The organism is Pseudoalteromonas sp. APM04 (assembly GCF_022809815.1).
Taxonomy (GTDB): Bacteria; Pseudomonadota; Gammaproteobacteria; order Enterobacterales; family Alteromonadaceae; genus Pseudoalteromonas; species Pseudoalteromonas marina.
In genome coordinates this window covers 2313592-2333907 of sequence record NZ_CP094441.1, presented here as the reverse complement: position 1 = coordinate 2333907, position 20316 = coordinate 2313592, and the positions used below count along the sequence as shown (strand labels likewise).

The 20316-nt window shown below is 40.4% G+C and carries 13 protein-coding genes, 1 other RNA gene and 1 pseudogene; 10 read left to right on the top strand and 5 right to left on the bottom strand.

The window, feature by feature from the left end; all coding sequences use genetic code 11:
* Positions 1–2: 2 nt before the first annotated feature.
* Positions 3–1577 (bottom strand): cytochrome ubiquinol oxidase subunit I, encoded by a 1575-nt coding sequence (locus MTP24_RS10815; RefSeq protein WP_006793618.1) that lies wholly within the window; start codon positions 1575–1577, stop codon positions 3–5.
* A 299-nt stretch (positions 1578–1876) separates the two neighbouring features.
* Between MTP24_RS10815 and lpxB the strand changes: the two genes are divergently transcribed.
* From lpxB to MTP24_RS10785, 6 genes are all read left to right on the top strand, one after another.
* The gene (gene lpxB, locus MTP24_RS10810) at positions 1877–3034 is read left to right on the top strand and encodes a lipid-A-disaccharide synthase (RefSeq protein ID WP_243531171.1); all 1158 of its coding nucleotides are present in this window, start codon (positions 1877–1879) and stop codon (positions 3032–3034) included.
* Positions 3024–3629, top strand: coding sequence for a ribonuclease HII (gene rnhB / locus MTP24_RS10805; protein ID WP_243531168.1), 606 nt, complete (start codon positions 3024–3026; stop codon positions 3627–3629). Before lpxB ends, rnhB begins: the two co-directional genes overlap by 11 nt.
* Complete coding sequence (dnaE, locus tag MTP24_RS10800; RefSeq protein ID WP_008126688.1) at positions 3629–7120, top strand: DNA polymerase III subunit alpha; 3492 nt, start codon at positions 3629–3631, stop codon at positions 7118–7120. Before rnhB ends, dnaE begins: the two co-directional genes overlap by 1 nt.
* A 16-nt stretch (positions 7121–7136) precedes the next feature.
* Positions 7137–8093, top strand: a complete 957-nt coding sequence (gene accA, locus MTP24_RS10795; protein ID WP_006793614.1) for an acetyl-CoA carboxylase carboxyl transferase subunit alpha — start codon at positions 7137–7139, stop codon at positions 8091–8093.
* Positions 8094–8185: 92 nt separating this feature from the next.
* Entirely contained in the window at positions 8186–9490 is a 1305-nt protein-coding gene (gene tilS / locus MTP24_RS10790) for a tRNA lysidine(34) synthetase TilS (RefSeq protein ID WP_243531165.1), read from the top strand.
* Positions 9491–9838, top strand: coding sequence for a hypothetical protein (locus MTP24_RS10785; protein WP_243531162.1), 348 nt, complete (start codon positions 9491–9493; stop codon positions 9836–9838).
* A 66-nt stretch (positions 9839–9904) separates the two neighbouring features.
* Here MTP24_RS10785 and MTP24_RS10780 read toward each other — a convergent pair whose 3' ends face one another.
* Positions 9905–10801 (bottom strand): GGDEF domain-containing protein, encoded by an 897-nt coding sequence (locus MTP24_RS10780; RefSeq protein WP_006793611.1) that lies wholly within the window; start codon positions 10799–10801, stop codon positions 9905–9907.
* Between the two features lie 133 nt (positions 10802–10934).
* Here MTP24_RS10780 and MTP24_RS10775 point away from each other — a divergent pair, with 133 nt between their 5' ends.
* Positions 10935–12908, top strand: a complete 1974-nt coding sequence (locus MTP24_RS10775; RefSeq protein ID WP_243531160.1) for a monovalent cation:proton antiporter-2 (CPA2) family protein — start codon at positions 10935–10937, stop codon at positions 12906–12908.
* A 4-nt stretch (positions 12909–12912) separates the two neighbouring features.
* Here MTP24_RS10775 and MTP24_RS10770 read toward each other — a convergent pair whose 3' ends face one another.
* Positions 12913–14058, bottom strand: a complete 1146-nt coding sequence (locus tag MTP24_RS10770; protein WP_243533708.1) for a patatin-like phospholipase family protein — start codon at positions 14056–14058, stop codon at positions 12913–12915.
* A gap of 232 nt (positions 14059–14290) precedes the next feature.
* Here MTP24_RS10770 and MTP24_RS10765 point away from each other — a divergent pair, with 232 nt between their 5' ends.
* The 3 genes from MTP24_RS10765 to MTP24_RS10755 all read left to right on the top strand — a co-directional run bounded on the left by MTP24_RS10765 (position 14291) and on the right by MTP24_RS10755 (position 18356).
* Positions 14291–15163: a DUF3014 domain-containing protein gene (locus MTP24_RS10765; protein WP_008126701.1), complete on the top strand. Its 873-nt coding sequence runs from the start codon at positions 14291–14293 to the stop codon at positions 15161–15163.
* 138 nt (positions 15164–15301) lie between these two features.
* Positions 15302–15398, top strand: an RNA gene (gene ffs / locus MTP24_RS10760) — signal recognition particle sRNA small type.
* Between the two features lie 195 nt (positions 15399–15593).
* Entirely contained in the window at positions 15594–18356 is a 2763-nt protein-coding gene (locus MTP24_RS10755; protein ID WP_243531158.1) for a response regulator, read from the top strand.
* Between the two features lie 54 nt (positions 18357–18410).
* Here the strand turns inward: MTP24_RS10755 and MTP24_RS10750 are convergent, their stop codons facing one another.
* Complete coding sequence (locus MTP24_RS10750; protein ID WP_243531155.1) at positions 18411–19106, bottom strand: DUF1826 domain-containing protein; 696 nt, start codon at positions 19104–19106, stop codon at positions 18411–18413.
* Positions 19106–20295, bottom strand: a pseudogene (zigA, locus tag MTP24_RS10745) (zinc metallochaperone GTPase ZigA). Before zigA ends, MTP24_RS10750 begins: the two are co-directional and overlap by 1 nt.
* Between the last annotated feature and the right edge of the window lie 21 nt (positions 20296–20316).

Genomic DNA, 20316 nt, shown 5'->3' with positions numbered 1-20316 from the left:
GATTATTCTCCTTTTGCTTGTGTGTTGTTTGGCAGCTCAAAATGGTATTTACCAGTATGTAATGAGCTAGGGCCTTTTTTAATAAAGTGAATCATTAACCAGCCTTCAACAATAGCAAGGCCAGTGTAAAAAATGATGAAGCCCGTTAAGCTAATTAAAATGTCATTGACCGTTAATGACGATGTTGCTAAAAAAGTCGGTAGTATTTCAGAAATAGCCCAAGGTTGGCGTCCATATTCTGCAACGATCCAGCCAAATTCAATCGCAATCCATGGCAATGGAATACTTAATACTGTAGCCCAAAGTAACCAGCGTTTTTGCTCAATAATACGGTGTGCATTGTAGTAAAATGCTAATACAAACACAGCAAGCATAGCGACACCACAGGCAACCATAATCCTAAACGACCAAAACATAGGGCCTACTTTTGGGAACGAATCTTTCACTGCTTTTTGAATTTGCTCTTCTGTGGCATCAACAACATCAGATGTATATCGTTTAAGCAACAAACCGTAGCCTAAGTCATCTTTTACTGCGTCAAATTTAGCAATGTTTTCAGGCGTATCTTCGCCGTTTCTTAGTTTAGTGAGATAGCCATAGGCAATCATGCCGTTACGAATACGTATTTCATGTTTTTTCTCTAAATCAGAAATACCCGTAACTTTTTCGTCAAGTGAGCGTGTAGCAATAATACCCAGTGCATAGGGTATTTTTACAGCGGCATGGGTTACTTGCTCTTCAGAGTCAGGAAAACCAAATGCAGTAAACGCAGCGGGCGCTTCTTCTGTGTGCCACTCGGCTTCAATAGTTGCCAATTTTACTTTTTGAATTTCGCCTACTTCATAGCCTGATTCATCACCAAGTAAAATAACACATAAAATTGAGGCTAAACCAAACCCTGAAGCCACTGAAAATGAACGTTTAGCAAATGCTAAATCGCGACCTTTTAGTATGTACCAACTACTTATACCTAAAACAAACATAGACGCGGCGACATAGCCTGCAGATACCGTGTGAATAAACTTAACCTGTGCAACAGGGTTAAATACCAGCTCTGCAAAGCTGGTCATTTCCATTCGCATAGTTTGGTAGTTAAATTCAGCACCTACTGGGTTTTGCATCCAACCATTAGCAATTAATATCCATAATGCTGATAAGTTTGTACCCAGTGCCATTAAAAAGGTAGCGCCTAAATGTTGACGTTTAGAAAGTCTATCCCATCCTAAGAAGAACATACCCACAAAAGTTGATTCTAAAAAGAATGCCATTAACCCTTCAATAGCCAGTGGGGCACCAAATACATCACCCACATAATGTGAGTAATAAGACCAGTTAGTGCCAAATTCAAACTCCATAGTGAGGCCTGTGGCAACACCAATGGCAAAGTTAATACCAAATAACTTACCCCAAAACTTAGTCATATCACGATAAATTTCGCGACCAGTCATAACATAAACTGATTCCATAATAACTAAGATCCAAGTCATACCTATTGTTAACGGTACAAATATGAAGTGAAAGAGTGCGGTAACAGCAAACTGTAGTCGCGATAGATCCACAAAGGTTTCATCTATCATTTTATGCTCCTTGAATGTGACGGATTAACTGGGCAATGAGTTATTGGCAGAGTTAATGATTGAATGAACTTTCAGTAATTACTGAAAGTTTGCAATATTATTCACAATTGCACAATACTTGTCAATATATATTAGTAAAACTTAATATATAATTTATATGCTACATCAGTATTAAAAATAAACAACAATAGAGATTATATTTACAGTTAAAAAACGAGTTATTTAAAGCGTTTAAACACATACCAAAACGCGGTAAACTAAACTCATGACGCCCGATTAAAATATGAACTAAAAAGCAAATGACGAAAGAAAAAAAACAACTACGAATAGGTATAGTGGCAGGCGAACTGTCGGGCGATATTTTAGGCGAAGGCCTAATAAAAGCATTAAAAGTACATTTTCCAGATGCCACCTTTGAGGGGATTGCAGGACCAAAAATGCAAGCTCAAGGTTGTAAAACTCTATACGATATGGATGAGCTGTCTGTAATGGGCTTGGTTGAAGTACTCGGGCGTTTACCGCGTTTACTGAAAATTCGTAAACAATTGGTTCAACATTTTATAGATAACCCACCCGATGTATTTATTGGAATAGACGCCCCTGATTTTAATCTTCGCGTTGAAAAACCATTAAAAGATGCAGGCATTAAAACAGTTCAATACGTAAGCCCTTCAGTTTGGGCATGGCGAGAAAAACGTATTCATACTATTAGCGCAGCTACTAACTTAGTGCTTGCACTATTGCCGTTTGAAAAAGAATTTTACGACAAGCACCAAGTACCGTGTACGTTTGTAGGGCACACATTAGCAGACGATATAGCGCTTGAGCACGACGATAGCCAAGCACGTGCAAAACTAGGCTTAAGTCTTGATGACAAAGTACTGGCATTATTGCCAGGTAGCCGAGGCTCTGAAGTAGGCTTGCTGAGTGAAACCTATATAAAAACAGCGCAGCAACTTCAAGCTCAAAACCCAGACCTTAAAATTGTGGTTCCACTGGTAAACGAAAAGCGCAAAGCGCAGTTTACTGATATTTTAAATGCCACAGCGCCTAGCCTTAATATTAGCTTGCTAGATGGGCAATCTAAATTAGCAATGCAAGCGGCAGATGCCATTTTACTTGCGTCTGGCACAGCCACACTCGAAGGCATGCTGTATAAAAAGCCAATGGTTGTTGGGTATAAAATAAAACCATTAAGCTACTGGATTTTTAAAACCTTGTTTACCTTTAACATCAAATATTTTTCGTTGCCAAATTTATTGGCAGATGAAGAGTTAGTGCCTGAATTTTTACAAAGCGACTGTAATGTTAAAAACTTAACTCAAGCACTTACCCCAATGCTAGAAACAGACAATAGACAATTAAAAGCGCGTTTTTTAGCAATTCATGAAAACATTAGATTAAATGCCAGCGAGCAAGCAGCCAATGCTGTGGCGGAGTTAATACATGCAAATTGAACGACCCAATGTAACCTTAATTGCCGGTGTTGATGAAGTAGGGCGAGGCCCGCTGGTTGGCGACGTTGTTACCGCTGCGGTAATACTTGACCCAACTAAACCAATAGCTGGTCTAGCCGACTCTAAAAAATTAACAGACAAAAAGCGCCAAGCATTAGCCACCGAGATAAAAGAAAACGCATTATGCTATGCCTATGGCCGTTGTAGTCCATCAGAAATTGATGACTTAAACATTTTACAAGCGACCATGCTTGCTATGAGCCGCGCAGTGGAAGGACTAAGCACACAGCCTGAGTTTGTATTTATAGATGGGAACCGTTTACCAAAACTCACAATGCCTGCTCAAGCGGTTGTTAAAGGCGATAGCCTGGTTGCCGAAATATCAGCAGCCTCTATTTTAGCCAAAGTAGCGCGTGATGATGAAATGCTTGAACTTGATAAACGCCACCCGCAATACGGGTTTGCAGGGCATAAAGGTTACCCAACTAAAGCGCACTTTGCAGCACTTGAGCAGTACGGTGCAATAGATGAACATCGTAAAAGTTTTAAACCCGTGCAGCGTGTACTTATGCAAGCGAAAGGCGAGGAAAAATAATGGCAGCACCTGATTTTGTACATTTAAGGGTCCACTCAGACTTTTCGATGGTTGATGGCTTAGCTAAAACCAAGCCAATAGTCGCAAAGGCGCAAGAGCTAGAAATGCCCGCGATTGCTATTACCGATCAAATGAACTTTTGTGGATTAGTTCGCTTTTATGGCGCTACCCATAATGCCGGTATAAAGCCGATTGTGGGTGCTGATTTTTGGCTGCGCAGCCCTGAATTTCCGGATGAGCCATGTCGCATTACAATTTTAGCTAAAGACAATGTGGGTTATAAAAATATAACGCTATTAATTTCTGAGGCGTATCAGCGTGGTCATGTATTTCATCGTCCAGTAATTGACAGAGAATGGTTAGCTAATCATAAAGAAGGCTTAATTATTCTTTCGGGCGCAAAAGACGGTGATTTAGGTAAGGCATTATTAAAAAATAATCCGGGCGTTATAGAAAGCGTAATTAGCTTTTACAAGCAGCACTTTAGCGATCATTACTATTTAGAGCTTGTACGAACTAACCGCCCGCTTGAAGAAGATTACCTGCACATGGCGGTAGAGCTTGCAGCTAAAGAGCAGCTGCCCGTTGTTGCAACCAACGAAGTGGTATTTCTAAAACCTGAAAATTTTGAAGCGCACGAAATTCGTGTAGCTATATTTGATGGCTACACACTTGATGACAAACGCCGTCCAAAACGTTTCTCAGAAGAACAATACCTAAAAACGCCTGAGCAAATGGCTGAGCTATTTAGTGATATACCTGAAGCACTACAAAATACGGTAGAAATAGCTAAGCGCTGTAATGTGACTGTAAAGTTAGGCGAATACTTTTTACCAGATTATCCAACAGGCTCTCTTAATATTGATGAGTTTTTGGTTAAAGTGTCAGAAGATGGCCTTGAAGAACGACTCCAGTTTTTGTTTCCTGACGAAGAAGATAGAAAAGTAAAACGTGTTGAGTACGATGAACGCCTAGCCGTAGAGCTTGGCGTAATCAACCAAATGGGTTTTCCGGGTTACTTCTTAATCGTAATGGAGTTTATTCAGTGGAGTAAAGATAACAATATACCGGTTGGACCTGGCCGTGGTTCAGGTGCAGGTTCATTAGTAGCATACGCACTTAAAATTACCGATTTGGATCCCCTTGAGTTCGACTTGCTTTTTGAGCGATTTTTGAACCCTGAACGTGTATCAATGCCCGATTTCGACGTCGATTTTTGTATGGACAGACGTGACGAAGTAATTGATCACGTATCGGCATTGTATGGGCGTGACGCGGTATCACAAATTATTACTTTTGGTACTATGGCCGCAAAAGCGGTAATACGCGATGTAGGTCGTGTACTTGGTCATCCTTATGGTTTTGTTGATCGTATTTCGAAACTGATTCCAGGCGATCCGGGGATGACCCTTGCCAAAGCCTTTGAAGTAGAGCCGCGTTTGCAAGAAGCCTACGATGGTGACTCAGAGGTAAAAGATTTAATCGATATGTGTCGCATCCTAGAAGGGTGTACGCGTAATGCCGGTAAACACGCCGGTGGTGTTGTAATATCGCCGACCACCATTACCGACTTTGCTGCACTTTATTGTGACGATGAAGGTAAATTTCCGGTAACACAGTTTGATAAAAACGACGTAGAAACTGCGGGCCTTGTTAAGTTCGACTTTTTGGGCTTACGTACCTTGACCATTTTACAGTGGGCAGTGGATATGACCAACGTGCGTATGCAGCGCGAAGGCAAAGACCCTGTTGATATCAACACTATTCCACTGGATGATAAAAAAAGCATAGAGCTATTACTGCGCGCCGAAACAACCGCGGTGTTTCAGCTAGAATCGCGCGGCATGAAAGATTTAGTACGCCGCCTTAAGCCCGATTGCTTTGAAGATATGATTGCATTAGTAGCCTTGTTCCGCCCAGGTCCATTGCAATCAGGCATGGTAGATAACTTTATCGACCGAAAACTGGGTAGAGAGGAAATTTCATACCCAGATGCGCAGTACCAACACGAAAGCTTAAAACCAATACTCGATCCTACTTACGGCATTATTTTGTATCAAGAACAAGTAATGCAAATAGCGCAGGTACTCGCAGGCTATACGCTGGGTGGTGCAGATATGTTACGCCGTGCAATGGGTAAGAAAAAACCTGAAGAAATGGCAAAGCAGCGTTCAACATTTGAAGATGGCGCGCGTAATAATGGTATTGATGGCGAACTGGCGATAAAAATCTTCGACTTGGTAGAAAAATTCGCAGGTTATGGTTTTAATAAATCTCACTCAGCAGCGTATGCACTGGTTTCGTACCAAACGTTATGGATGAAAACGCACCACCCAGCTGAGTTTATGGCTGCGGTAATGTCGGCCGATATGGATAACACCGACAAAATAGTGATTTTGGTAGATGAATGTGAAAACATGAAACTTACCTTATTACCGCCTGATGTAAATGCTGGTGAGTTTAAGTTTACGGTTAACCTGCAAGGCGAAATTGTTTATGGTATTGGCGCAATTAAAGGTGTAGGTGAAGCGCCAGTAGACGCTATTTTAGAAGCGCGCGCAAAGGGCGGCCCGTTTAAGGATTTATTTGATTTTTGTGCTCGCGTTGACTTAAAACGTCTGAATAAACGTGTCACCGAAAAATTAATTTATGCCGGTGCACTTGATAAGCTTGGGCCAGAAAAAACCCAAGCTGGGCGTGCAACATTACTGGCAAGTTTAAAAGACGCTATGCGCGCGGCCGATCAGCACAACAAGGCAGAGCAACTTGGACAAAGCGATTTATTTGGTTTATTGGCTACTGAGCCAGACGAAGTAGAGCAAGCGTTTATTAAGGCCACGGGCCTGACCGACAATGAATGGCTTGAAGGTGAAAAAGATACCCTAGGCCTTTATTTAACTGGGCATCCGATAAATCAGTATCGCAAGGAGCTTAGGTATTACACCAGCGGAAAGCTGGTGGATTTACAACCAACTAATCGTGATGTACTCTCTACTGCCGCTGGTCTAGTTATTTCAGCGCGGACCTTAATTAATAAAAAAGGCAACCGTTGGGGCTTAATAACTTTAGATGACAAGAGCGCCCGTATTGATGTACGCTTGTTCCCAGAACAGTTTGAAATGTACCAAGAAATGCTTCAAGTTAACAATATCTTGGTAATATCTGGACAGGTCAGCTTTGATAACTTCTCCGGTGGCATTACAATGACCGCCAGAGAAATAAACACCATTGCTCAAGCGCGTGAAAAACGTATTAAAGCGATTAAAATGACGCTGAACATGGTGCAAATCGAGGCAGGTTTCTTCGATAAATTACAAAAAGTACTCGAACCTTATAAAATGGGAACGTGTCCGATCAAGGTTTATTACCAACGCCCAGATGCGTTGGCGCAATTAACCCTAGGGATCGAATGGTGTGTCACGCCGAGCGACGACTTGATTCACAAGTTATCACTCATGGCGGCACAAGATGTAGAACTAGAATTTAACTGATTAGGTAGTTTAGAGCATGAGCCTCAATTATCTTGATTTTGAGCTTCCGATTGCAGAATTAGAAGCAAAAATTGAAGAATTACAAAGCATAAGCCGCGCTGGCGAATTAGACCTTGAGCTAGAAGAGGAAGTCAGCAAATTAAAAGAAAAAAGTGCTAAGCAAAAAGAGGAAATTTTCTCAAACTTAGGCGCTTGGCAAGTATCGCAGTTAGCGCGTCATCCGTTGCGTCCTTATACTCGAGATTATATCGAGCGTATTTTCACGGAATTTGACGAGTTTGCAGGCGATCGTACTTTTGCTAACGATCCGGCTATTTTAGGCGGTGTTGCACGTTTAGATGGCGAACCCGTTATGGTTATTGGCCAACAAAAAGGCCGCGACACAGCTGAAAAAATTAAACGCAACTTTGGTATGCCAAAACCAGAAGGCTACCGTAAAGCACTTCGCTTAATGGAAATGGCCGAGCGTTTTAAAATGCCAATTATGACCTTTATCGACACGCCAGGTGCATACCCTGGTGTTGGCGCTGAAGAGCGTGGTCAGTCTGAAGCAATTGCACGTAACCTTAAAGTAATGGCGGCGCTTAAAGTGCCAACTATTTGTACAGTTATTGGTGAGGGCGGCTCAGGTGGTGCATTAGCGATTGGTGTTGGTGACAGAGTTAATATGTTGCAATACAGCACGTACTCGGTAATTTCGCCAGAAGGCTGTGCTTCAATTTTATGGAAAAGCGCCGATAAAGCACCACTTGCTGCAGAAGCTATGGGCGTGACCGCTGAGCGTGTTAAAGAGTTAGATTTAATCAACAACTTAGTTGATGAGCCTTTAGGTGGTGCACATCGTAATTACGATGCGATGGCGCGTAACTTAAAAACCCGTTTAAAACGTGATTTAGCAGACTTACAAGCGCTTTCGCTTGAAGACATGCTTGATCAACGTTACAAACGTTTAATGTCGTTTGGTTACTGCTAATAAAGTAGCTATTACATTGAATGTTAAAAAAAGCCGCTTATGCGGCTTTTTTGTTTTAAAATACTCCCAACATAAATTTTATAGCGTATTGCATGCAATCATCAGCCATTTATCAACACGTTAAACACGCTCTAGAGCACTTTTTTAAGCAACAACAGTTTAATTTTACTGTTGCGCTTTCGGGTGGGGTCGACTCAGTTGTATTGTTACAGGTAATGCACGTGCTAAAGCAAGAAATGCCAAAGCTAAAGGTAAGTGCAATATACGTTAATCATGGCTTAAGCGAATACGCTAATGACTGGCAGGCTTTTTGCCAAAACCTATGCGTTGAGCTAGATATACCGTTTAATACCGCGCAGGTAACAATAAGCCGGCAAACACGAACAAGCCTTGAAGCGCAGGCACGTGAGGCACGTTATAAAGCACTTGATGAACTAAGCGCACCGCAAAGTGTTATTTTATTAGGCCAGCATTTAAACGACCAAATAGAAACGTTTTTACTGCGTTTAAAGCGTGGCTCGGGCTTAAAAGGGTTAGGCGCAATGCAAGCAATGCGTGAACTACAAAGCGGGCGAATATGCTACAGGCCGCTTTTAAACATTACGCGCAGTGATATAGAGCACTTTGCCACAGCGTTTAATATTGCGCACATTACTGATGACTCAAATACCGATGAGCGTTTTGATCGTAACTTTTTGCGTGCACGTGTAGTGCCTGAACTGGCTATGCGGTTTAAAGGTTTTGAACAGTGTGCTGGGCGCAGCATTGAGTTATTGCAGCAACAACAAGCGCTACTTGATGAGTACACTCAAATTGATTTAAGCCAAAGTTTAAATGACCAGCAAGCATTGTGTATTAGCCAAATAATTCACTATAGCGACGTGCGCATAACAAATGTGGTTCGTGCGTGGCTTAGCTTATTTACCCAAGTAATGCCATCTCAAAAGCAATTGTCACAAATTATTAATCAGGCAATAAACGCTCAGGCCGATGCTAAAATTCAAATTGACTTAGTTGATGGGCAGGTTAGGCGCCACCAAGGGTATTTATACTTTGTAACTCAAAAAAACATTGTGAATGATGATGAGTTAATCACTCATGAACTCACTCTCAACGATGGCCGCGTATTAACAAAGCAAAGTGGTGTAGGAATAAGAGCACCGCATGCCAATGAGCAGGTTTCAGTAAGATTTAATTACAACAGCGCTCGTATAAAGCCTCTTAAAAAGCCCGGAAGTAATAGCGTTAAGCACTGGTTTAAGGACGCAAAAGTAGCGCCTTGGCTTCGAAGTCAAGTGCCGCTTATTTTTTATAATGACGAACTAGTACAAGTGGTTGGCTATTTTATAAGTGAAAAACATTATGATGAAAATGGTATTTATTGGGAGTGTAAATAAATGAGTAAACAGCCACATGTTGGATTATCGCTAGTCAATAAAGCGCCACTAGGCATACTATTAACAGCCCTGATAGCGATAGTTGCTAATGTATTGCTTGATTTGAACATTGTCACTTTAGCGTATGCTGTTTTAGGCGGTGCTATATCAGCGGTTATATTAATGGCGTATTGGTTAGGTAAAGGCGGTATATTTTTTATATTAGGGGTGAGTTTACCGCTCGTTTTAGTGTTATTTACGCCTCTTGATACCGCCACAGCCTTAATAAATTTAGTGAGTGGTTACTTTTTAGGTTTTTGTGTAGCACTGACAATTTATAAATTTTTACCTGCAAAGTCTATTAAGTAATAGGGCAACGGTTTACATGAAAAAGGCTTAGCGGGGGAAGCTAAGCCTTTTAAAAAAGCCTTATAATCAATATGCTTTAGCGCAGTTTCTGCCAGACGCTTTTGCTTTGTACAAGCCTTTATCTGCGCGAGAAAAGATTTCTATATCGCAGTCATTACTCATTGCTAAGGTATAGCCAATACTAACCGTAACTTCATGCTTTGACATTAAGCTAGATTGCTTTACAAATTGCATTATACGTTCAGATACAACCTGATTAGTTTTGAATTCAGGGTCTTCTATTAGTATTGCGAATTCATCGCCGCCGAACCTAAATACGGTATCTGTAGCGCGTATACTTGAATTTAATACCGTTGCAAATTCTTTAAGTGTATCGTCGCCAATTTTGTGGCCAAACTTGTCATTTACCTGCTTAAAATTATCTAGGTCAAGTAACATTAAGCTGAAAGGGCGCTGATAGCGGCGACAATTTTCGAGCTTTTGAGATAAAATGTCATTAAATTGACTACGGTTGTTCAAACCCGTTAATGAGTCTTTTGTCGCCAATTTAAGTACGCGGCTATACATCATTGCATTGCGTAGTGGGTACACTAGCGCAGAGTGAAGCGAGCGTAACTTACTTTCAATTGCTTTGCCTAAAGGGTATTTACTAAAGTATATAAGTTGCCCTAAGTGCTCTCTTCCAATCGTTAAGTCAAAAATATAGGGCGTGCTATTAGTATCGCTTTCAGACGTTTGTGCAGTGCCAAGCGTTGACTGAAACTGCAATCCCGTAAAGTTTAAAAGCTTTTTTGTAAATTTTGCGTATATGGCTAATACATCTTCAATAACTAAACTAGTCTGTAGCTCAGCGACTAACTCGTGTGTTGCCGTTGTTTCATTATTTGGTGTGTGTTCAGCCGAAAACGGCAAAAAGTCGCCGCGACCAGAGACACGTTGCGTCAAAATATGGACATTTTCCATTAAATTCTCCCCCGAGAGTGTTGCTTTGCAAATATTAAGCGATTTTTGTGCCATATTTTAAAATTAGCTTAAAAACAATTGCTTGCTATAGTTAAATTACATCCCCTAGTTTAATTGAAGCCGGAGGCCAAATTTGCAAAGTACTAATGCTCAATTTTTTGGCTTACTTGTCGTTGCCGTTATTTTTGTGTGGTTTTTTAAGCGCATCGGTTTGCCGCCAATTTTGGCGTACCTAGCAACAGGTGTTTTAGCTGGCAGTCATGGCGTTGGATGGCTTGAACATACGCACGAAATAGACTTTGTTGCAGAGCTTGGTATTGTATTTTTGCTTTTTAGCTTAGGGCTTGAGTTTTCAATATCTCGATTAATGGCCATGCGTAATATTGTATTTGGCTTAGGTTCACTGCAGGTGATTGTAACAAGCTTAGTGCTTATTATAATTTTGTACTGTTTAAACTTCAGTTTGCTTACCAGCTTTACTATTGGTTCTATTATGGCGCTGTCTTCAACGGCGGTAGTTGTTAAGTTGCTCAAAGAAAGTGGTGAACTTAATCAGCGTAGAGGGCAATTAGCAATCGGTGTATTGTTGTTTCAAGACATTGCCGTAGTCCCTTTACTTATTATTCTTCCTTTATTTGCCACAAGCGATTCACAAACAATTGGGTGGGCGTTAGCATTTTCTCTAACTAAAGGGGCTTTTGTTTGCGTATTACTGTGGGCTATTGGTAAATGGTTACTGCCTAAAGTATTCAGCGAAATAGCCTTAGTGCGCACTGATGAGTTATTTGTACTTACTACGCTACTAGTTGCTTTGTTTGCAGGTTTACTAACCTATATGTTTGGCTTATCAATGGCGCTAGGTGCATTTTTGGCCGGGATGATGCTTGGTGAAAGTCATTACAGGCACCAGCTTGAAGCCGATATACGGCCATTTCGCGATATCTTAATGGGGCTGTTTTTTGTTACCGTAGGCATGCAGCTCGATTTACTCTATGTGTTTAGCAATGGTCTTATTATTGTTGGCGCATTATTTGGATTATTGGTTTTAAAAATAGCCGTGGTTGCCATCAGTGCACAACTTATGGGTGAACGAAAGCAGGACTCTTTAGCGTGTGGCATTATGCTGTGGCAAATGGGTGAATTTGGTTTTGTATTAATTGCTTTGGGTAGGCAGCATCAATTATTAACCAGCGAACACATTTCATTTTTAATTGCCCTTGGTGTGTTATCGATGGCGTTAACCCCATTTTTAATTGAAAAAACACCCTATATTTTAAGGCGTTTAGGGTTATTAAATAGCCCAAGCATTGCATGGGAAGGTGAGCCACAAGTAAGTGCGCTTTACACAAACCATGTCGTCATTTGTGGTTTTTCGAGGGTAGGGCAAACTATAGCGCGCTTTTTAAAGCCAGAAGCTATTGAATATGTTGCTGTTGAAAGTAACCCCATACTTGTTCAAGAAGGTAAGGCCGCAGGTGAGCCTGTAATATTTGGCCACGTTAAACAAAAAGATATTTTAAAGTGTGCGGGCGTAGAGCGAGCGCGGTTGGTGATTATTACATTTACCGAGTTTGAACAAACACAAATAGTGATAGATGCAATAAAGCAAATAGCTCCAGAGGTAAAAATACTTATACGTACCCGTGACGATAGCCAGCTTGAAAAACTACGAGAGCTTGGTGTCACTGAAGTTGTACCAGAAACGCTTGAAGCAAGTTTAATGATAGTCTCGCATGTTTTGTCTATGTCGGGTGTACCCATGAGCCGAATTATTAGGCGAGTGAGTGATGAGCGAAGAAATCGTTATCAATTTTTGCAAAGTTTTTTTACAGGTGAGCATATAAACAACGATGAAAGTAATTCAGATAAATTAGAGTATTTGCATGTGGTTGCTCTGCCCGATAAAGCACATGCGGTTAATAAAAGTATAAATGAGCTTAATTTAGTAAAGCGCAAGGTATCTATTAAGGCATTGCGACGCCAAGACCGAGAAATAGATGCCCCTTCAGATCAAATTATCTTGCTTGCCAACGATATACTCGTTTTGCAAGGTAAACCAAGGCGTGTGGAACGCGTAGAACATTTTTTATTAGACGGCATTGAATAATAAATTAATCGAGCCCTAAAAAAGCTCTTATTTCAGGTAGCTTAGCCATGCCGTCTTGATACCCTATTTCCATTAAGTGCTGGGTATAGCGTTTTTCAAATAATAAGTAACTCGTTAAACTTGATTGAGAGTGCTTTTTAACACCAATAGTACGCAATAATACTTTTATCGCCCATGGCATATCGTTGTAATACTGTGCTGCAATAACATTAAAGTTTTGTGAGGGGTTAATAACAAAGCTATCTATTTGCTTTAGCTCTTGGTGTTTATCTCGCGCAGGTAAAAGCCCCAAAGTGCGGTTTATTCTACCCAAGCGTTCTAAGTCTGACTGCATGGTGTCGGTAAATACACTATCAAGCAAGTGTCCGGCTACAGCAGAAAGCCCAGGGTAATGCGCAGAATATCCCGGTGGATGCGGCTCTTTAGGTTCATCTACACCAATGATAAATATTTTTTCGGCACCCAAATGTATTGAAGGGCTAAGTGGCGATAGTTGATGTATAGAACCATCACCAAAGTAATGATTGTGGATATTCACGCTTGGGAACACCATTGGAATAGCACTAGATGCCATTAAATGCTCAACATTAATGCGTGTTGGGCGGCCTTCTCGTTTAGCTCTTTGCCAAGCTGTTTGTGTATTTGACTGAAAAAAAGCGACTGAATCACCTGTGGTATAGCTTGAGGCTGTAATCGAAAGCGCCTCTAAATAGTTTCGGTGTAAATTACGCTCTATGCGATGCAGGTCTAAAATTTCGTTAAGTAAACCACGTAAAGGGCGGTTGTTAAGCAAGCTTGCTGGTGGGTGGTTAATATGCTCTGATTGAAAGCTAGTTAAAATATTACGCGCAATATGGCCAAATACACTTAAAAAATCACTTTTATACACCATTGAGGTCGAAAAGTTTTTCCAAACAGATTCTAATTTTCGCACTGCTAAGTGCGCACAAGAGGCATAACAAGCCAAGGCTGCAGAGTTTATTGCGCCTGCAGACGTACCATTTATTATTCTAAAAGGAAGAGGTGCCGTACGTGGCATACTGTGAGCTAGCGCTTTTAAAACACCTACTTGATACGCCGCTCGAGCACCACCACCAGTGAGTAATAAGGCTGTTTTAGGTTTTTTGGGATCTATTTGCTTAATTTTCATATTGGTGGTTAAACTGTTCAACGTCTTTACTTTATTTATCAACTGTAAGTCTTTAAGCTAGAAGAATCAAAGGTTAACTGTTCATAGAGTTATAACTGTATAATTTAATGCTGAATTCAGCATGTCTAACTTAAGATAACTATTGATTTAATAAAAAACTCGAACAGAATGAATTTAATCCACTTAGCCCACTCTAAGTGATATCGCATTTTTATTTTTTTATGGAGTTCGTATGTCAGACTCACCAGATGTTCAAAAACGCTCAACAAACAGTAACTTACTTCTTGCCATTATTACGCTAATTGTTGTTGCCTGTGTGGTTGCATTTGTATTACTTAAACCAAGTGACGAACCGGTTGCGCGCATAGAAGCAACAGAGCCCGTTAAAGAGCGGCCAATAATGGAACTTAAGCCATTAAATGAACCAGATATAATTGAGCCAGAAGAGCCAACAGCAGTTGAACAGCCGGCAGAGCTCGAAGTGCCAGCGCAGCGCATAGTTGAACCCGAACCAGAAGTAGCTACGCTACCTGCCTTAAACGATAGTGATACTATGGTTGTTGCCAAAATTGACGAGTACCTAAGTGACTCTGTGATGAGCCTATTAGTCACTGATGATGTTATTCGTCGAGGTGTTGTTTTTATTGACAACTTAGCTCAAGGCAAAGTAGCTAAAAAACATAATCCTGTTATTAAACCCCAAGAAAGCTTTAGTGTTACCGAAGGGGATATTTTAACAATTGATCCAAATAGTTATGAGCGTTACACACCGTATGTAAAAATTTTTACTAGCATGAGTGCAGCGCAAGTAGTCCGTATGTTTGAAGAGTACCAGCCACTTATTAACGATGCATACACTGAAATTGGTTATGGCGATGACGAGTTTAAGCAAACATTGAACGACGCTATCGATTTACTACTTGATACTCCGGAGCCTGAAGGCGCCTTACCACTTTTACGTGACTCAGTAACTTATCAGTATGCGTTTTCAGAGTGGGAGCAACTTCCTGCTGCTCAAAAACAGCTTTTACGCATGGGTCCAGACAACATGAAAAAAGTAAAAGCAGCACTTCGTAATATAAAAGCGCAATTAGAGAGCAAATAACAGTCACAAATTAAATTTCAAAGCCGCGATTGTATATGAAGTATGCAATCGCACCTTCTTTTTTGATTATCCCTTGAATAACACAGTAAAAGTAGAGATAATCTCCTCCGCGCCAACCAAGGCCCTCAATGGTAGTCTTATTGGTCCTCTCGCAACACTAGCAGGCGAACCTGGTCAGGCCCGGAAGGGAGCAGCCACAGTTTGTGACGTGTGTGCCGAGATGTGGCTGGTAAGACTGCCACCCAAATTCCTCATTTGGGTGACTACAGCTAATCAATTCAAAAAACTTTAACCAAATACACACAAGTTTATTTTCTGATATTCCCTATATTTCTGCCATATAGACAACACTTAGATATTGCGCAATAATGAAATAATACGTTAACGTTAACGCTACACATGTTAAATCAGATGCCCAAGGGTTGTTGTAATGTCTCAAAGAAGTAAGTGGGCACTAGCTATTTTATTAGGGTTAATAGGCGGGTTGGTTAACCTTTTACCCCTGTATTTTTTCGATAGTTCTGAATTTTTATTTGGACAATTTTTTGTTTTATGCAGCTTAGTATTCACTGGACTGCGTTATTCCTGCCTTACGCTCGCAATTGTCTCAAGCTTTTTACTCTATAGGTGGGGGCACTGTTGGCCCAGCATAGTTTATTTGTTGGAGCTTTTATGGCTTTATGTTTTTTGTTTAAGGCGCTCTAAACCTATTTTACCCTTAGGTGCCGTATTTTGGTTTTTAGTTGGACTGCCTATCATTTGGGGCATAGGCCAGTTTGTAATGGATTTAGCATCGCTAACGCTTATTGTTGCAGTGTTTAAATACCTGGTAAATGCATTAATAAGCTTAGCACTCGTTGATTTGATGAGCATATTTGTTCCCTTTGCTAGTCGTGCTTATCAAGGACGCCCACTCGCCCGTATTCTTAGCTATGTTGTCAGCGTCATTATTGTTTTGGTTGTCCTTATTACAAGTGTTTTTTTAGTGAACGATCATCACTCACGCATAGAGTATGAGGTAAATGCTCAGCTTGAAGAAAAAGCGAAATCAATTAGCACACAGTTGAATGACTATTTACAGTTTCATAAAAACGCGGTGGTAATGAGCAGTAATGCCATAGGTGGTGGAATTACTATACAACAACAGTTAACGCAGTTAATGAATTTATACCCAGGTTTTACTACAAGCTTATATGCAATGCCAAATGGCTATGTAGCTAAAAGTATTCCCAGCACATTATTAGAAGGACTTAGTGAAGAAAAACGCTTTGTAAACGACCGCCCTTATTTCTCTCAAGCTAAACAGTATCCTCAAGGTTATAGCAGTGGTGTGTTTCAGGGGCGTGGCCTTGGTAATGAACCTATAGTTGCACTTTCTGCGCCTATTTACAGAAATGATGAGTTTTATGGTGTAGTGGAAGGGTCGTTAAAGCTTGAACGTTTAGAGCAATATATACCGAATTTGTTTAACCAAACTGGTGAGCTAATTATACTCGATGCTGAGCAAAGGATTGTTTTTAGCTCATTAGCACAATTTGACATATTGGCTGACTTTAAAACTTTAGATTTTACGATAAGTAACTTGGGCGATAATCAACTGTTCCGTTCTGTTAATAATGAAGTATTTCATACCAATCAGTATGTTGATACTGTTAGTAAATGGCAGGTCATCACGTTTTACAATCGTAAGCACTTAACAAAGGTAGTAGCAAGTGCCTGGTTACCAACAATATTATTTAGTGCAGTGTTGATATTTTTAGTGGTGTTGTTTATACATCATTTGTCTAACTTATTAGTTCAGCCAATTATTGGTTTAACTAATTTAATGCATGATTTTGATAAATCAGAAAAACAACATTTTAATACAGAGTCTAGTTGGTACGAAGTACTGCAGCTACAAGAGCAGTTTAAGATGCTGGGAAGTGCGTTAAGGGACTCAATAGAGAGCTTACAAGCGTCTAATATTAAAAATCAGGATCTAAATAAACAGCTAAGCCAATTTAACCAGCAATTGGAAGTTAAAGTGGCAGAGCAAACAGATGAGCTAACAAAAGCAGTTAAATCTGCTAATGAAGCTAATAAAGCTAAGTCACAGTTTTTGGCCAATATGAGTCATGAACTGCGCACGCCTATGAACGGGATCTTAGGTATGGGTGAGGTATTACTTCGTGATTCCACCCTTACCGATGAGCAGCGTGACCTTCTTGAAACACAACAAAAAAGCTCAAAAAATTTACTACAAATATTAAATGATATTTTAGATTTTTCTAAAATTGAAGCTAACGCTATGCAAATAAGCCCCCGTGCTACTTTGCTTGCTCCGTTTATAGAAAATATACACTCGTTATTCTCACCCATTATTCATTCTAACAATGTTGAGTTTATTATTCAGCGTAGCCCAGACTTACCCGATTGTTTAAATGTAGATGACTTACGTTTAAATCAAATAATTATTAATTTATTGTCAAATGCACAAAAGTTTACTCAGGCTGGGTTTGTGCGTTTATCGTTTGATTACAAAGATGAGCAACTGACGGTAAGTGTGTCTGATAGCGGAATTGGGATTGAAAAAGAGCAGCAACTATTACTTTTTAGTGAGTTTACCCAAGCAGATGCTAGCGTAGCTCGTAAGTATGGCGGTACAGGGCTTGGGCTGGCTATTTGCCAAGGTTTGATTAAAAAAATGGAGGGTGAAATAACCCTCAATAGCGTGCCAGGTTTGGGCAGTACGATTAAGTTTTCGATACATGCACCTAAAGCGCAAATTGTCGATTTAGCAAAGCGTGTACAAGAGCAATCTTTACCAGATTTGATCAATAAGCATATTTTGCTAGTAGAAGATAATCCTATAAACCGCCAAGTAATTGCAAAAATGTTAGAGCCAACAGCTGTTACTATTACAATGGCAAACGACGGCTTAGAAGCGCTTAAAGCATTAAAAAATAATGTGTTTGATTTAATTTTAATGGACTGTCAAATGCCTAATATGGACGGTTATGAATGTACTATACGCATTCGCGAAAATGAAATAGGGGAAGATAAAAGGGTTCCAATTATCGCTATTACAGCCAATGCATATGAAGAAGATAAGCAGCGTTGTTTAGATGTAGGTATGGATGACTTTATTTCAAAACCGGTTAACTCTCAGGGGTTATATAGTGTTATTGCTAATAACCTTACAAAGATAGGTTAAGTATAATTGATAAAGGCCAGACAAAATATGGCCTTTATGAATGGCGCTTTAATTTTATATAAAATCGAGAGTAAGCAGTAACCTAGGGGCGCTATTAGTTCCAGCCAACGGTGGTGAGCGATGCACTAAACCTGCGCCTTCGTTTTCATCCCAGTATTCGCCTTTAAGCAGTGCAACATCGCCTTCAGTTAGCTGGTTAATATTATTTAGGCTTTTAATTAAGCCAGACTCCTCATCAGGCTTACCTAAATTACCAGTACCGAGCTTTGAGCGGCTTACATCGCCGTGATTTAACCATTGCGTTGCAACGCCGTGATAAGTAGTCACTAATCGACACGGAATTTTGTCTACGTGAAAGCGCGGGCACATGGGTCTATCTAATATTTTTAACCTCAAACCGGCGCGTTTTAAATCAAACAGGCAGCAAAACATTTCAACCAACAGTGCAATGTCTTCACACAGAGCTTTAATTTCATCGCTGTTATTATCTTCTGGCTTAAGCGCTTTTATTAATTGATCAAACGCATCATCGGGTGATACCGCAAGTTCAAGTGGCTTTAAAGCATTAGCGCTAATGAGTGTATTAACTGCACTTGTTAATGTTTGCTCAAGGTTTCTTTGCCAAATAACAATGTTAGTATCTTGGTTATAAATTTGTGGCAATACATTGGCGTCACACTCTTTAGCTGCTCTTCGGTATAGCGGTTCAGCCGGTTTTACTTGGGCTGTTATTGGGGCTAGGGCATTCATTACTCTTCCTCCCAAATAGGAAACGGGTCGTTAAAGGTTTTCCAAAAATCTTTACCTTTAATTACGGCATCTTCTGGGAGAAGGCAGTCATCAAGCGCTTTAATCATGGCTTTTTTATCTAACGACTGACCAATAAAAACAAGCTCTTGGCGCATGTCACCAAAGGGCTCTACCCATTTACTGTTTATATCAGCAAGTAGTTCGGGCTCTGTGGGCCAGTCTTTTTTAGGTATTGCTTTATAAAACATGCCTGCAAACCCGTAATGCGCTATACCGCCAGCTTGGCTCCACTGCGCGCAAAATAAAGGGCGCGTTGCGAGCCAAAAATACCCTTTAGAACGAATGAGCTTGCCAAATTGCTCGGTGTTGTGCAAAAAGTTATAAAACTTTTCAGGGTCAAATGGGCGGCGCACAGTGTAATTAAAACTGCCAATACCATACTCTTCGGTTTCGGGAATATGTTCACCACGCATTTCTTTAAGCCAACCCGGTGCTTGTTGGGCACGTTCAAAATTAAATAAGCCGGTGTTTAGCACTTGGTTAATATTAATATGCCCGTTTGATATAGGAATAATGTTAGCTTGGGTATTGAGCGTATTTAAAATGGCAGTGAGTCTATTTAATTCATCGTTTGTAATTAAATCAGTTTTACTAATTAAAATAACATCGGCAAATTCAACTTGGTCAACAAGTAAGTCGGCTACGCTTCGCTCGTCGTCTTTACCTAACGATTCGCCAGTATCTTGTAAGTCGTTTGCTTGTTCGTAGTCGTTTAAAAAGTTAACGGCGTCAACCACCGTTACCATTGTATCAAGGTTGGCAAGATCACTAAGTGAACCCCCGTTTTCGTCGGCAAAGGTAAATGTTTCTGCAACGGGGAGGGGCTCAGATATGCCTGTAGATTCAATGACGAGGGCCCATCATTGGCAAGTTTGCCCACTTCAATAAGTAAGTCTTCTCGTAGGGTGCAGCAAATACAACCGTTACTCATTTCGACTAGTTTTTCATTACTGTGATTGAGCGATACATCACTTTTAATTGTTGCGGCATCGATATTTATATCGCTCATATCGTTAACTATGACGGCGACTTTTTTACTTTGCCTGTTATTAAGAATGTGGCTAAGAATGGTTGTTTTACCAGCCCCCAAAAAACCTGATAACACTGTGACGGGCAGTTTATTTATCATTTAATAATCTTACTAAAGTGT

Bases quoted from the DNA above. Each gene is read 5' to 3' on its own strand.
- MTP24_RS10815 (WP_006793618.1), bottom strand. From the start codon at position 1,577: ATGATAGATGAAACCTTTGTGGATCTATCGCGACTACAGTTTGCTGTT.
- lpxB (WP_243531171.1), top strand. From the start codon at position 1,877: ATGACGAAAGAAAAAAAACAACTACGAATAGGTATAGTGGCAGGCGAA.
- rnhB (WP_243531168.1), top strand. From the start codon at position 3,024: ATGCAAATTGAACGACCCAATGTAACCTTAATTGCCGGTGTTGATGAA.
- dnaE (WP_008126688.1), top strand. From the start codon at position 3,629: ATGGCAGCACCTGATTTTGTACATTTAAGGGTCCACTCAGACTTTTCG.
- accA (WP_006793614.1), top strand. From the start codon at position 7,137: ATGAGCCTCAATTATCTTGATTTTGAGCTTCCGATTGCAGAATTAGAA.
- tilS (WP_243531165.1), top strand. From the start codon at position 8,186: ATGCAATCATCAGCCATTTATCAACACGTTAAACACGCTCTAGAGCAC.
- MTP24_RS10785 (WP_243531162.1), top strand. From the start codon at position 9,491: ATGAGTAAACAGCCACATGTTGGATTATCGCTAGTCAATAAAGCGCCA.
- MTP24_RS10780 (WP_006793611.1), bottom strand. From the start codon at position 10,801: ATGGAAAATGTCCATATTTTGACGCAACGTGTCTCTGGTCGCGGCGAC.
- MTP24_RS10770 (WP_243533708.1), bottom strand. From the start codon at position 14,058: ATGAAAATTAAGCAAATAGATCCCAAAAAACCTAAAACAGCCTTATTA.
- MTP24_RS10765 (WP_008126701.1), top strand. From the start codon at position 14,291: ATGTCAGACTCACCAGATGTTCAAAAACGCTCAACAAACAGTAACTTA.
- MTP24_RS10755 (WP_243531158.1), top strand. From the start codon at position 15,594: ATGTCTCAAAGAAGTAAGTGGGCACTAGCTATTTTATTAGGGTTAATA.
- MTP24_RS10750 (WP_243531155.1), bottom strand. From the start codon at position 19,106: ATGAATGCCCTAGCCCCAATAACAGCCCAAGTAAAACCGGCTGAACCG.